The sequence below is a fragment of the Phycicoccus sp. genome (assembly GCF_035325325.1).
Classification (GTDB): Bacteria; Actinomycetota; Actinomycetes; order Actinomycetales; family Dermatophilaceae; genus Phycicoccus.
The window spans coordinates 72,713-85,488 of the sequence record NZ_DAOLAC010000006.1; the positions used below are offsets into that span (position 1 = coordinate 72,713).

At 74.8% G+C, this 12,776-nt stretch carries 11 protein-coding genes and 1 pseudogene; 2 read left to right on the plus strand and 10 right to left on the minus strand.

Going from position 1 to position 12,776, the window contains the following annotated elements; all coding sequences use genetic code 11:
* Positions 1–37: 37 nt before the first annotated feature.
* From PKA89_RS06330 to PKA89_RS06360, 7 genes are all read right to left on the minus strand, one after another.
* A complete protein-coding gene (locus tag PKA89_RS06330; RefSeq protein WP_324417697.1) occupies positions 38–1,276 on the minus strand; it encodes a hypothetical protein in 1,239 nt (412 codons plus the stop codon).
* An 18-nt stretch (positions 1,277–1,294) separates the two neighbouring features.
* Entirely contained in the window at positions 1,295–2,041 is a 747-nt protein-coding gene (locus tag PKA89_RS06335) for an alpha/beta hydrolase-fold protein (RefSeq protein ID WP_324417698.1), read from the minus strand.
* Positions 2,042–2,063: 22 nt separating this feature from the next.
* Positions 2,064–3,116: an alpha/beta hydrolase-fold protein gene (locus PKA89_RS06340; protein WP_324417700.1), complete on the minus strand. Its 1,053-nt coding sequence runs from the start codon at positions 3,114–3,116 to the stop codon at positions 2,064–2,066.
* A 2-nt stretch (positions 3,117–3,118) separates the two neighbouring features.
* On the minus strand, positions 3,119–4,120 hold the full coding sequence (locus PKA89_RS06345; protein WP_324417702.1) for a tetratricopeptide repeat protein: 1,002 nt from the start codon (positions 4,118–4,120) through the stop codon (positions 3,119–3,121).
* Positions 4,121–4,163: 43 nt separating this feature from the next.
* Entirely contained in the window at positions 4,164–5,195 is a 1,032-nt protein-coding gene (locus PKA89_RS06350) for a hypothetical protein (protein WP_324417704.1), read from the minus strand.
* A complete protein-coding gene (locus PKA89_RS06355) occupies positions 5,192–5,806 on the minus strand; it encodes a hypothetical protein (RefSeq protein ID WP_324417706.1) in 615 nt (204 codons plus the stop codon). The genes PKA89_RS06350 and PKA89_RS06355 overlap by 4 nt, the downstream gene beginning before the upstream one ends.
* A 128-nt stretch (positions 5,807–5,934) precedes the next feature.
* Positions 5,935–6,450: a MarR family transcriptional regulator gene (locus PKA89_RS06360; protein ID WP_324417708.1), complete on the minus strand. Its 516-nt coding sequence runs from the start codon at positions 6,448–6,450 to the stop codon at positions 5,935–5,937.
* 72 nt (positions 6,451–6,522) lie between these two features.
* On the opposite strand from PKA89_RS06360, the gene PKA89_RS06365 reads away from it, so the two are divergent.
* Both PKA89_RS06365 and PKA89_RS06370 read left to right on the plus strand, forming a co-directional pair.
* A complete protein-coding gene (locus PKA89_RS06365; RefSeq protein ID WP_324417711.1) occupies positions 6,523–7,278 on the plus strand; it encodes an HAD-IA family hydrolase in 756 nt (251 codons plus the stop codon).
* Complete coding sequence (locus PKA89_RS06370) at positions 7,275–9,818, plus strand: glycosyl hydrolase family 65 protein (protein WP_324417713.1); 2,544 nt, start codon at positions 7,275–7,277, stop codon at positions 9,816–9,818. The genes PKA89_RS06365 and PKA89_RS06370 overlap by 4 nt, the downstream gene beginning before the upstream one ends.
* Here the strand turns inward: PKA89_RS06370 and PKA89_RS06375 are convergent.
* The 3 genes and pseudogenes from PKA89_RS06375 to PKA89_RS06385 form a co-directional block, all read right to left on the minus strand.
* Positions 9,799–10,329: a GNAT family protein gene (locus PKA89_RS06375; protein WP_324417715.1), complete on the minus strand. Its 531-nt coding sequence runs from the start codon at positions 10,327–10,329 to the stop codon at positions 9,799–9,801. The genes PKA89_RS06370 and PKA89_RS06375 overlap by 20 nt on opposite strands.
* A 175-nt stretch (positions 10,330–10,504) precedes the next feature.
* Positions 10,505–11,452: pseudogene (gene meaB / locus PKA89_RS06380) on the minus strand (methylmalonyl Co-A mutase-associated GTPase MeaB); the annotation flags it as partial.
* Positions 11,453–11,456: 4 nt separating this feature from the next.
* Positions 11,457–12,656, minus strand: a complete 1,200-nt coding sequence (locus tag PKA89_RS06385; RefSeq protein ID WP_324417718.1) for an acetyl-CoA C-acetyltransferase — start codon at positions 12,654–12,656, stop codon at positions 11,457–11,459.
* Between the last annotated feature and the right edge of the window lie 120 nt (positions 12,657–12,776).

Below are 12,776 nucleotides of genomic sequence, written 5' to 3' on the forward strand. Positions count from 1 at the left end.
GTCGCCGCCGGGTGCGCGTTCGTCCGGGGAGGGCGCGTCATCGGTGCTGGTCGGAGAGCCAGAGCCCGACCAGGCCGCCGAAGTGGGCCTCGAAGCGGTCCCACTCCTGGGGCGGGTAGGTCTGCTGGACGGTCGAGGTGAGCATCCGGCGGAAGTCGTCGGAGGCGACCCAGTCGAGCACCATCTCCGGCACGTGCGCCAGGGTCGTGGCACAGAACTCGCGGTACCGCTCGGTCTCGAAGTGCGCGTCGGCCAGGGCCTGGTACGCCGCGAGCCGGTCCTCGTGGTCGAGCGCGGGGTCGTCGGCGACGGCGAACCACGGCGCGGTGTCGATGTGCGGGCGCGGCGAACGCCCGGTGACGACGCAGTAGGTGCTCCAGCGCAGCAGCGCCGTCATCGCCCTCGGGAAGTAGTAGTGCAGCGAGGTGACGGCGACGTCCGGGCAGGCGTTCGCGTAGTCGATGGGGTACACGACGCCGTCCTTGACGAGCATCTCGCACGAGTTGAACTCCCACCGGAAGAAGGCGTTGACGGTCTGGCTCGTCGTGACCACCTCGCGGCCGACCTCGTCGGAGAGGAAGCCGTGGACGACGGCGTAGCGGTCGTGCATCGGCTCGTCCGGCCGGAACTTCATCGCCATCGTCTCGGGCCCGATGGTCAGCGTGCGGACGAAGTGCTCGTAGTCGGGCACCGACGCCTGCAGGTGCATGAGCATCTCCCCGGAGTCGTCGTAGGCGCGGTGCAGGTCCTCCCGGTCGCGCACCTGCGAGACGCCGCGCCAGCCACCGCCGTCGAACGGCTTCATGTACAGCGGGTAGCCCAGGGACGCGGCGATCTCGTCGAGGTCGAAGCCGCGGTTGTAGCGCGCCGAGGTGTAGGCCCACCGGGCGTTGTCGACCGGGTGCTTGTAGGGGACGAGGACGGTCTCGGGCACGTTCATCCCGAGCCGCATCAGCGCGCAGTACGCCGAGTGCTTCTCCATCGACTGGAAGGTGAACGGGCTGTTGAGCAGGTAGACGTCGTCCATGAGGGCGACCTTCTTGAGCCACTCGCGCGGGTGGTAGTACCAGTGCGCGAGCCGGTCGATGACCAGCTCGTGGCGCGGCCGGTCGCGCAGGTTGAACGGCTCGATGGTCATCCGCTCCGTGCTCACCGTGTGGGTGGAGCCGTCCGGGGCGGTGAGCACGCCGAGCCGGGCGGCCAGCGCCTCGAACGCGGTCGGCCAGTCCTCCTCGGCGCCGAGCAGGAGCCCCACGGGATGGTCGGTGGCGGTCACGTCGGATCGTCCTCTCGGTCAGGCGAATCGGGGTAGGTGGTGCGCGAGCTGGCGCGCCCACCACGGCCAGTCGTGCGCGCTGTCGTGGCCCCAGACGTCGAGCTCGTGGCGGATGGCCCGGCGGGACAGCAGCTCCGCGAACTCGCGGGTGGCGGGCAGCGAGCGGGTGGGCGACACCTCGAAGGGGCCCTGCCCGACGACGAGCAGGATCGAGACCCGGGAGCGCAGCCAGTCGAGGTGGCCGCCCTCGGCGTTGGCGACGTAGGCGGTGGGGTTCGCGAAGTAGGTGGCGTCGCCGAGCTCGCCCCAGCCGTTCCACGTCAAGGGGTCGTAGTTGCCGGACAGCCCGATGGCCACCGGGACGACGTCGGCGCGCGTGAGGGCCAGGTGGACCGCGTGGTAGGCACCCAGCGAGGGGCCGGCGGCGACGACCTCGCTCGAGCCGCCGGTCTCGGCCTGCACCCACGGCAGCACCGCCTCGGAGAGCCAGGCGGTGTAGGCACCGGCGCGACGCGCGCGCTCCTCGGTGGGCAGCGACGCGTCCGACCACGACCAGCCGTCGAGCGAGTCGACGCAGAAGAGGCTGACCCGCCCGGCGTCGACCAGGGGCCGGACCGCGTCGAGCATCCCGTTGCCCTCGGCGTCGCGGGCGCCCCCGGCCTCGGACGGGAAGAGGAGCACCGGGCGACCCCAGTGGCCGTGGCGGACCACCTCGAGGTCGGCGTCGTGCCCGGGGACGCCGAGCCGGACGCTGCGCTGCTCCATGCGCCCCGACCCTAGTGGGGCCTCAGCCCGCCGTGCCTTCCGAGCACCACAGGGTCCGCAGCACCTCGGTGAGCGTCGGGTCGAGGGCGTCGCGCCAGGCGGTGTAGTTGTGCAGGTCGGCGACCTCGCGGTAGCGCACGTCGTGCCCCGCGCGGCGCAGGGCGGCGGCCATGTCGCGGTTGTTCGCGGCGTTCTCCTCGAGCGCGCCGCAGGTCATCCCGACGACGAGGGGGTGCTCGGCGTGCCGGGCGTCGAGGACGCCCTGCACGGCCCGGGAGATGCGCCCGAAGTACCGGAACCCGCTCTCGGAGTCGTCGTGGCGGACCTGGAAGAACGAGCCCGACTGGGCGAGCACGCCGCCGACCCGGGGGGCCGCCGCGAGCGCGAGGAGGAGGGCGGTGAGGCCGCCGAGGCTGGCGCCGACGACGACGACCGGGCCGCGCACCGGGTGTGCCGCGGCGATCCGGTCGAGCCCGGCCTCGGCGACGGTGCGCAGGTAGCGCGGGGACCCGGAGTACCACGCGTCGCGCAGGACCGGGTGGGCCAGGGCCACCCGGTGCGGGGGCAGCGTCCCGGCCGCGACGAGGGCCCCCGAGTAGCGGGTGACCTCGGCGAGCAGGTCGTACTCGGGCCCGTCGTGGACGAGGAGCATCGGCGCCGGCTCGTCGGCCCCGAGGGACGTCGGTGACCACACGGTGACGGGGACGTCGTCGGCGGTCTCGCCCGCCACCGCCATCGGCTCGAGGCGGCCGTCGACCACGGGGGCGTCGAGCCACCACGGCGGGGCGTAGCCGGGCAGCTCGAGGACCGAGCGGTCGCCGAACGCCGTGGCCACCCGCCGGGGGTTCGCCGGGTCGGGCCCGACCTCGGTCTGCTCGCCGCGGGTCACCGCGAGGCGGTACTCGAGCCGCCCCAGCGGTGGGGCCGGCAGCTCGAGGACCCACTCCGTCCCCACACGCCGGAACGCGCGGGGGCCCGGGACCACCGGGTCGCAGTCGAGCGAGACGGCGGTGACCGCCTCGTCCGCGGCGTCGAGCCCGAACCGGACGAGGCCGTCGTGGTGCGTCGGCGGCACCGTCAGAACAGCGCGCTCATGAGCGCGGTGCGCCCCTTGCGGACCCGCTCGTCCTGGGCACCGACGACGTCGAAGAGCCCGAGGAGGTGGGTGCGCGCCTGCTCGCGCTCCTCGCCCGCGCTGGTGCGGACGAGGTCGACGAGCCGGGTGAACGCGTCCTCGACGTGGCCGCCGAGGACGTCGAGGTCGGCGACGACGCAGGCCGCGGCGACGTCGGAGGGGTCGGCCGCGGCGGCCGCCCGGGCGGCCTGGGGGTCGACGCCCGCGGTGCGCTCCATGAGCCGCACCTGCGCGAGACCGAGCCGCGCGTCCTCGTCCTTGGGGTCGGCGGCGAGCGCCTGCTCGTAGGCGGTGGCCGCCGCGGGGAGGTCGCCGCGCTCGATGGCCTCGTACGCGGCCTCGTGCAGGGGAGAGAGGGCCTCCTCCTCGGCCTCGGCGCCCTCGGGGAGCGGGCCGAGGTCGACCCGGCCGGTGATGCCGTTCTGGACCGCGGCCTGGAGCAGCTGGTCGACGGCCTCGGCCACCTGCCGCTCGTCGGCGACGCCCGGGAAGAGCGGGACCGGCTGGCCCTGGAGCAGCCCGAAGGTCGCCGGGACGGTCGGCTGCCCGAAGGCCTGGACGAGGAGGGGCTGGAAGGCCTGGAGCAGCTCGGGCTCGCCGGTGAGGTCCGCCGTGAGGACGAGGACGCGCCCCTCCTGGCGTGCGGCCACCCGGGCGACGGTGTCGACGAGCTGGCGGGTCTGCGGGTGCCCGGAGGACCAGAGGACGAGCAGGCCCGCGACCTGGACGGTGCGGGTCAGCGCCTGCTGCAGCGTCGCCGGGGTGACCTCGACGAGGAGGCCCTCCGGGACCGCGGGCACGGGGGCGGCGTCCGCGCCGGGGGGACGGCCGCCCCCCGCGGGCACGCCGCCACCACCGGTGGCGGCACCCGGGGTCGTCAGCTGCGAGACGGCGGACAGGTCGACGGCACCGCGGGTGCCGGCGGGCTCGGGGGTCTGCGTCATGGTCGGATTCTCCCGCACCGGAGGGACTCGTGCCGGACCGGGGTCAGCGGCCCTTGCCGGCGGCCAGCAGCTCGGTCGCGCCGATGGCCGTGGCGTCACCCTCGGTGGGCACGACGAGGACGATCGGCTCGAGGCTGGTCAGGCTGAGGGACTTCGTCACCTTCTTCTTGCCGACGAGCGCGGAGTAGCGCGACGGCAGGACGAGCTCCTTGGCCCCGGGGCGCACCGAGATGGTGTCGGTGCGGCGCATGAGGCCGAAGGCGACGACCCCACCGCCGGCGAGGCGGAAGGCCACGGCGTGGCGCAGGTCGGGTGTGTGCACCTGCGCGAGCGTCGCGAGCCGTCCGAGCGCCTTGGTCTGCACCGCCGCCGAGACTCCCAGGGCGTCGGCGAAGGAGTCCTTGGCGTCCACGCCCTTCGGCGGGGTCTTCGGGGCCGGGCGACCCAGGGCGGCCGCGTAGCCCTGGAAGGCCTTGGCCGGCGAGATCGGCAGCCCCTCGCCGTCCTCGACCGGCACGAAGGGCGCCCCGTCCCCGCGGCCCCCGAGGCTCGGGAGGCGCGCGCCGCCGAGCATCGGGACCGAGGCCTCGATGCGGAAGGGGGCCTGCGGGGAGCGGGACACCATGACGTGGAGGTACTGGGTCGAGGTCGACTCGTCGAGCGTCGTGGCGAGGATGGCCCGTGGCCACTCACGACCGCGGGACTGGGCGAGGACCGTGGGCGCGGGGCCCTTGGCCAGGCCCGCCTCCGTCGTCGCGACCGCACCGCGCGCGGCCGCGGTGTCGGCCATCGTCAGGGCGTCGCCGGCGAGCACCGCGGCCCGGGCCGCGTGCCCCGTGGCGCCCGGCTCGGTGGCCGTCGCGCGGGCGGCGGCGAGGAGCCGGGCGGCGATCGCGGTCGCACCCTCCTCGTCGAGCGGCGCGGCGGTAGAGCGCTCGGACGGGGCGTCGTGCAGCCCGACGAGCGCGTCCGTGGCGCCGCAGCCCGTCGTCGCGAGGGCGAGGCCCAGCGCCGCGGCGGTCAGCGCGTGGCGGCGGGTCGGCCGGGTGGTCGGGCGGCGGGTGGCACGGGTCATCGGGCGACCTCCTCGTCGGTCGGGGCGAGCGGGGCGGACGGGCGACGGCGCGGCCAGAGCGCGACGACGCCGGCCGCGACGAGGAAGAGCCCGACGAGGACCGCGACGACCGACTCGACGAACCAGCGCTTGTCGACGACGCGGAGGGTCACGGACGCGACCGACCCCCGGCCGGCGGCGACGACGACGCTCTCCGGTGCGTCCTGCTGGTGCACGGTCATCGTCACGGGTCCGTCGGCGTCGTCCTGCGAGCGCCAGAGGTCGGCGGTGCCGAGGGTCGGCGGCTCACCGGACCCGGTCGTCGTCGTCTCGAGGCGCCACTCGCGCACCGAGACACCGCTCACCCGCACGTGTGCGGAGTCGCCGAGGACGGCGGTGGCGTCGGAGGGGTTGGCCAGGGCCATCCACAACGAGCCGCCGCGCGTCGGCGTCGCGGTGACGACGACGTCGGCGTCGACGCGGTTGAGCACCTCGGGGGGGATGACGACGGGGGCGCCGGCCGCCGGGCGGGCGGTGAACTCGGCCGTGCCGCTGCCGCCGAGGGCGGCCGCGAACCACACACCGAGGACGGTGAGGGCGAGCCCGACGAGGGCGGCGAGAGCACCGGCCACCCGCGTGACTGTCCTGAGCATCGAGAGGGTTTCCTTCGGGGTCCGGGGCGCACCGGATCCGGGGTCCGGGGCACGAGGCGTACCCTCCACGATGACAAACGCCCGGACCGTGGACAAATCCCGCGCTCTCAGGGAGTGAAGTCGCGCGCCCCCACACGCACCTCCCGCAACAGGGAGAACAGGAGTGCGTGCTGCTCCGGGTCGAGCATCCCGAGCCCGAAGTCGGCCTGCTCGAGGTCGGCGGTCACCGCCTCCATCGCCTCCCGGCCGGCGTCGGTGATGACCGCGAAGGCCCCGCGGCGGTCGGCGGGGTTGGGGACGCGCTCCACGAAGCCCTGGGCGAGGAGGCGCTGGACGATGTTGGTGGCGCTCGTCGGATGGACCATGAGCCGCTCGCCGACCTTCGACATCGACAACCGCCCCTCGCGGCTGAAGGCGAGGAGGACGAGCGCCTCGTAGCGGGCGAAGGTCAGCCCGTGCCGACCGGCGATGGCGTCGAACCGGGCGAGGAGGAGCTGCTGGACGCGCATGACCGACGTCGCGGTGGCCATCGACGCCGACCGCGACCCCTCGCCCCACCGGGCCACCCAGAGCTCACGTGCCCGCTCGATGGGGTCGAACGGGAGGCGGACCGGCTCGCTCACGCCCTGCACGCTAGCGAACCCCGTCCGCGCGTCGTTTGTGCGTCTCGCCCGGATGTCCCTAGCGTGGGGCGGGTGACTGGCTCGAGAACCGTGGCCTGGGAGCGTTACGACGCCGTGCTCCTCGACCTCGACGGCGTGCTCACCCCGACCGCCCGGGTGCACATGGCGGCGTGGGCCGAGATGTTCGGCGAGTTCCTCCGCGGGCTCGACCGCACGCGGCCGGGCTTCGAGGACGCCGACACCGCGCCGTACACGGACGCCGACTACTTCGCGCACGTCGACGGCAAGCCCCGTTACGAGGGCGTCGCCGACCTCCTCGCCTCGCGCGGCATCGTCCTGCCGCCGGGCTCCCCCGACGACCCGTCGTCGGCTGAGACGATGTGCGGGCTCGGCAACCGCAAGAACGCCGCGTTCACGACGGTCCTGGCCCGTGACGGCGTCGACCCGTACCCCGGGTCGGTCGCGCTCCTCGACCGCCTCGTCGCACTCGGCACCCGGCTCGCCGTCGTCTCCTCGTCGGCCAACGCCCCGGCCGTGCTCGCCGCCGCGGGGCTCGCCGACCGCTTCGTCACCGTCGTCGACGGTCGGGTGGCCGCCGACCTCGGCCTCGCCGGCAAGCCCGCCCCCGACACCTTCCTCCACGCCGCCGCGGAGTGCGGCACGACGCCGGCCCGGGCGGTCGTCGTCGAGGACGCCGTCTCCGGCGTGCGCGCGGGGGCGGCCGGGGGCTTCGGGCTCGTCGTCGGCGTCGACCGCGGCGCCGGCGCCGGGCCGCTGGCCGCCGCCGGGGCCGACCTCGTCGTCGCCGACCTCGGGGAGCTCGCGTGAGGACGACGGCCGTCGGCCCGGACCCCCTCGACCGCACCCGGTTCCCCGCCGACCCGTGGCGCCTCGTCGAGTGCGAGCCCAGCGACGACGACCTCGGGCACACCGAGACCCTCTTCGCCGTCGCGAACGGCTATATCGGGATGCGCGGCAACCCCGAGGAGGGCCGCGAGGTCCACGAGCACGGCACGTTCGTCAACGGGTTCCACGAGACCTGGCCGATCCGGCACGCGGAGGCCGCGTACGGTTTCGCCCGCACCGGGCAGACCATCGTCAACGTCCCGGACGCGAAGCTGGTCAAGGTGTACGTCGACGACGAGCCGCTCGTCGTCGGGATGGCCGACCTCGAGGAGTACGAGCGCAGCCTCGACCTGCGCGACGGCATCCTGCGCCGCTCGCTCGTGTGGCGCACGCCCTCGGGCAAGCGGGTACGGGTCGCCTCCACCCGGATGGTCTCGATGACCGAGCGCCACCTCGCGGTGATCACGCTCGAGGTGACGATGCTCGACGGCGACGCCCCGGTGGTCGTCTCCTCCCAGCTGCTCAACCGCCAGGACGGCGAGGACGAGTACCACGAGCCGGCGCACACCAGGGTCGCCATGGTCGACCCGCGCAAGGCCGGCGCGTTCCGCGGCCGCGTCCTGCTCCCCCGGCTGCACGCGGCGAGCGAGGACCGGCTCGCCCTCGGGTACCGCTGCGCGAACTCCGGGATGACGGTGACCGCCGTCGCCGACCACCGGGTCGAGGTCCCCGACGACTCCGAGGTCGTCGTGCGGGCCGAGGACGACCTCGCGAAGGCGGTCTACCGCGTCGAGGCGCGCGAGGGACGCACGGTGCGTTTCGAGAAGCTCGTCGCTTACCACACCTCGCGCAGCCTGCCGGTGCGCGAGCTGGCCGACCGCTGCGAGCGCACGCTCGACCGGGCCGGCAAGCACCCGGTCGTCGAGCACCATGCCCGCCAGCGGGCCTGGTTCGACCGGTTCTGGGCCGCCAGCGACGTCGAGGTCGACACCGCCGACGAGCACCGGGCCGCCGTGCAGCAGGCGGTCCGCTACAACCTCTTCTCGCTCGCCCAGGCCAGCGCGCGCGCCGACCGGCAGGGCGTCCCTGCCAAGGGCGTCACCGGCTCCGGCTACGAGGGGCACTACTTCTGGGACAGCGAGGTCTACGTCGCCCCGTTCCTCACCTACACCCAGCCCGACGCGGCGCGGAACCTCCTCCACTTCCGCAGCCTCATGCTGCCGGCGGCCCGCGACCGGGCCCGCGAGATGTCGCAGCGCGGAGCCCTCTTCCCGTGGCGCTCGATCAACGGCGAGGAGGCCTCGGCCTACTACGCCGCCGGCACCGCCCAGGTGCACCTGGACGCCGACGTCGCGCACGCGCTCGCCCAGTACCTCGCCGCCACCGGCGACGTCGACTTCCTCGTCCGGCACGGCATGGCGATCCTCGTCGAGACCGCGCGCCTCTACGCCGACCTCGGCTTCTGGCGCAGCAACGGCACCGCCAGCTTCCACATCCACGGCGTGACCGGCCCGGACGAGTACACGACGGTCGTCAACAACAACCTGTTCACCAACGTCATGGCCCGCTCCAACCTCGAGCACGCGGCCGCGGCGGCGGAGCGGCTGCGCGAGGAGCGCCCGGAGGACTGGGCCCGCCTCGCGCGGCGGCTCGAGGTCACCGACGACGAGGTCACCGAGTGGCGGCGCTGTGCCGCGGGCATGCACATCCCGTTCGACGAGGGCCTGGGCATCCACCCGCAGGACGACTTCTTCCTCGACCGGGAGGTGTGGGACCTCAGCCGCACCCCGGCGTCGGTGCGTCCCCTGCTGCTCCACTACCACCCGCTCGTCATCTACCGGTTCCAGGTGCTCAAGCAGGCCGACGTCGTCCTCGCCCTCTACCTCCAGGGCGACCGCTTCACCGCCGAGGAGAAGCGCGCGGACTTCGAGTACTACGACCCCATCACCACCGGTGACAGCACGCTCTCCGCGGTCGTGCAGTCGGTCGTCGCCGCCGAGGTCGGCTACCACCAGGCGGCGCTCGAGTACTTCCACGAGGCGCTCTACGTCGACCTCGCCAACCTCCACGACAACACGGTCGACGGGCTGCACATCGCCTCGGCCGGCGGCGTGTGGGCGGCGCTGGTCGGCGGCTTCGGCGGGATGCGCGACCACGGCGGCCGGCTCGTCCTCGACCCGCGGCTGCCGGCGGCGTGGGAGTCGCTCACCTTCCGCCTCACGTGGCGGGGCACGCGGGTCCGGTTCCGGCTCACCGCGTCCGAGCTGCGGATGGAGGTCGAGGAGGGCGAGGGGCCGGTGCCGGTGACCGTCCGCGGCACCGAGCACTCCGTGGCGCCGGGCGACCCGGTGTGCGTCGTCCTCGACGGCCAGGGCCCACGGGTCGACGGCCTGCTCCCGAAGCGGCCCCGCCTCGGCGGGGTGCGGGCGGACGGCAGCCGCATCACGGCCGGGGTGCCCGACCCGATCCCGTTCGAGGAGCTCGAGAACCCCGAGTCGCTCGTCAGCGACCCGACGAGCTGAGGGCCCGGGGGGTGAGCTCCATGTCGAGGGCCGCGACCTCGACGCCGTCGAAGAGGAGGGCCTGCGGGCGCACCCCGGTCGGGACGAAGCCGACCTTCTCGTAGACGTGCCGGGCGCGCGGGTTGAACTCGAAGACCTCGAGGGTGACCCGCTCGATGCCGACGGCGAAGGCGTACCGGCAGAGCAGCCACACGGCCTCGGTGCCGAGCCCTCGCCCGCGGCCCTCGGGCCCGAGGAGGCAGCGCAGGTTCGTCGTCCGGCCGCCGTCGTCGTACTCGTTGAGGACCACCTCGCCGACGACCCGGCCGGACTCGGCGTCGACGACGGCGAGGTCGAGCCGGTCCGGCTGCTGCGAGCGCGTCGCGTACCACTGGCGCAGGCCGTCGTCGAGGGGTTGGGGCCGCTGCGCCTCCGCCGTCGTCCCAACGCTGCCGGTGAGCCGGCGCACCTCGGGGTCGGAGAGGATCTCGGCCATCGCCGGCGCGTCGTCACCGACGAGCGGGCGGAGCACGACCTTCTCGCCGCGCAGCGTGGGCTTCTCGGAGAGGTCGGGCGTGGCGGGCCGCCGCCCCCCCCCCCCCCCCCCCCGCCCGCGGCCGGCCCGGCGTGGGGGCGGGGCCCGCCCTCCGCGCCGCGCCGCTTGGGCTTCGCGGGGGGGGGGGGCGTGGCGGCCCCCCGCCGGCCGCCTCGACCAGCCGGTCCGCGGCCGACCAGGCGTCGGTGCGGCCGTCGACCACCTCGGCCGCGAGGGCGTCGAGGCGGTCCCCACCGTCGAGACCGCCGACCCTGGCCCGGAGCACCTCGAGCGCCAGACCCTCCACCTCGCGGGCCGCGCGGTGCAGGCGGCGCCTGCGCAGCCCCTCGTCGCCGAGGTGGCGACGGTGCCCGTCGATCGCGCCGAGCAGCTCGGCGACCCCCTCCCCCGACGTCGCGACGGTGCGGACCACCGGTGGGCGCCAGTCGGACTCGTCACGGGCGGCCATCGCGACCACGTGCCGCAGGTCGCGGGTCGTGCCCGAGGCGCCCTCGCGGTCGGCCTTGTTGACGACGAGCACGTCGGCGACCTCGAGGATGCCGGCCTTCGCGGCCTGGACGCCGTCACCCAGCCCCGGCGCCAGGACGACGACCGTCGTGTCGGCCGTCCCCGCGACCTCGACCTCGCTCTGCCCGACCCCGACCGTCTCCAGGAGGACGACGTCGCAGCCCGCGGCGTCGAGGACCCGCAGGGCCTGGGGCGCCGCCCACGACAGCCCACCGAGGTGCCCGCGCGAGGCCATCGAGCGGATGAACACCTCGGGGTCGGCAGCGTGCTCGGACATCCGGATCCGGTCGCCGAGCAGCGCGCCGCCGGAGAACGGCGAGGACGGGTCGACGGCGAGCACCCCGACCCGGTCGCCGCGCGCCCGCAGCGCCGTGACGAGCGCGTTCGTCGTCGTCGACTTGCCGACGCCGGGCGCCCCGGTGATCCCCACGACGTGCGCCCGGCCGGTGTCCCCGGCGAGCGCGACCATCACCTCCCGCAGGGCCGGATGGGCGTCCTCGACGAGCGAGATGAGCCGGGCGACGGCGCGCGGGCTCCCCTCCCGCGCCGCGGCGACGAGGGAGGGGACGTCGACGTCGCGCGCCGCGGCCAGGGGGTCAGCCCTGCGCCGGGACCTTGACGACGAGCGCGTCGCCCTGGCCTCCACCGCCGCACAGGGCCGCGGCGCCGACGCCCCCGCCGCGCCGCTTGAGCTCGAGCGCGAGGTGGAGGGTGATGCGCGCGCCGGACATCCCGATCGGGTGGCCCAGGGCGATGGCGCCGCCGTTGACGTTGACCTTCTCGGGGTCGAGGCCGAGCTCCTTGGTCGAGGCGAGGCCGACCGCCGCGAACGCCTCGTTGATCTCGACGAGGTCGAGGTCGGTGGGCGAGATGCCCTCTCGCGCACAGGCCTTCGCGATGGCTCGGGCCGGCTGGCTCTGCAGCGTGGAGTCGGGGCCGGCGACGACGCCGTGCGCGCCGATCTCGGCGAGCCAGTCGAGGCCGAGCTCCTCGGCCTTCGAGCGCTTCATGACGACGACGGCGGCGGCACCGTCGCTGATCTGCGAGGCCGAGCCGGCGGTGATGGTGCCGTCCTTGCGGAACGCGGGCCGCAGGCCACCGAGGGACTCGGTCGTGGTGTCGGGGCGGATGCCCTCGTCGGTCTTGAACTCGACCGGCTCGCCACGGCGCTGCGGGATGCTCACCGTGACGACCTCGTCGTCGAAGAGGCCGTCCTTCCACGCGCGCGCCGCGAGCTGGTGGCTGCGGGCCGAGAACTCGTCCTGCTCCTCGCGGGTGAAGGCGAGGTCGCCGGTGTTGGCGGTCTCGGTGAGCAGTCCCATCGCCTGGTCGGTGAAGGCGTCCCAGAGGCCGTCCTGCGCCATGTGGTCGTGGAGGGTGACGTCGCCGTACTTGTAGCCGTCGCGGCTCTTCTCGAGCAGGTGCGGTGCGTTGGTCATCGACTCCTGGCCCCCGGCGACGACGACGTCGAACTCACCGGCGCGGATCAGCTGGTCGGCGAGCGCGATGGCGTCGATGCCGGAGAGGCAGACCTTGTTGACGGTGAGCGCCGGCACCGACATCGGGATGCCGGCCTTGCTGGCGGCCTGGCGGGCCGGGATCTGCCCCTCGCCCGCGGTGAGGACCTGGCCCATGATCACGTAGTCGACCTGCTCGGGGGACACCCCGGCCTTCTCCAGCGCCCCCTTGATCGCGAAGCCCCCGAGGTCGGACCCGCTGAAGCCCTTGAGGGAGCCGCTCATCCGCCCCATCGGGGTGCGGGCGCCGGCGACGATGACGGTCGGGTCGGTGGACATGCGGTGGCCTCCGTGGTCGGGTCGGGGGGATCCTCTCGATGCTAGACCGCGGCCTCCGGTGGTGCCGACCCCCCGGCACGGTGACTCTCGCCACCGTCCCCCGTGCCGGCCGGCCGCCCC

What these genes read in the sequence shown, in the direction of transcription:
- PKA89_RS06335 (WP_324417698.1), bottom strand. Translation starts at nt 2,041, where the DNA reads ATGGAGCAGCGCAGCGTCCGGCTCGGCGTCCCCGGGCACGACGCCGAC.
- PKA89_RS06345 (WP_324417702.1), bottom strand. Translation starts at nt 4,120, where the DNA reads ATGACGCAGACCCCCGAGCCCGCCGGCACCCGCGGTGCCGTCGACCTG.
- PKA89_RS06350 (WP_324417704.1), bottom strand. Translation starts at nt 5,195, where the DNA reads ATGACCCGTGCCACCCGCCGCCCGACCACCCGGCCGACCCGCCGCCAC.
- PKA89_RS06385 (WP_324417718.1), bottom strand. Translation starts at nt 12,656, where the DNA reads ATGTCCACCGACCCGACCGTCATCGTCGCCGGCGCCCGCACCCCGATG.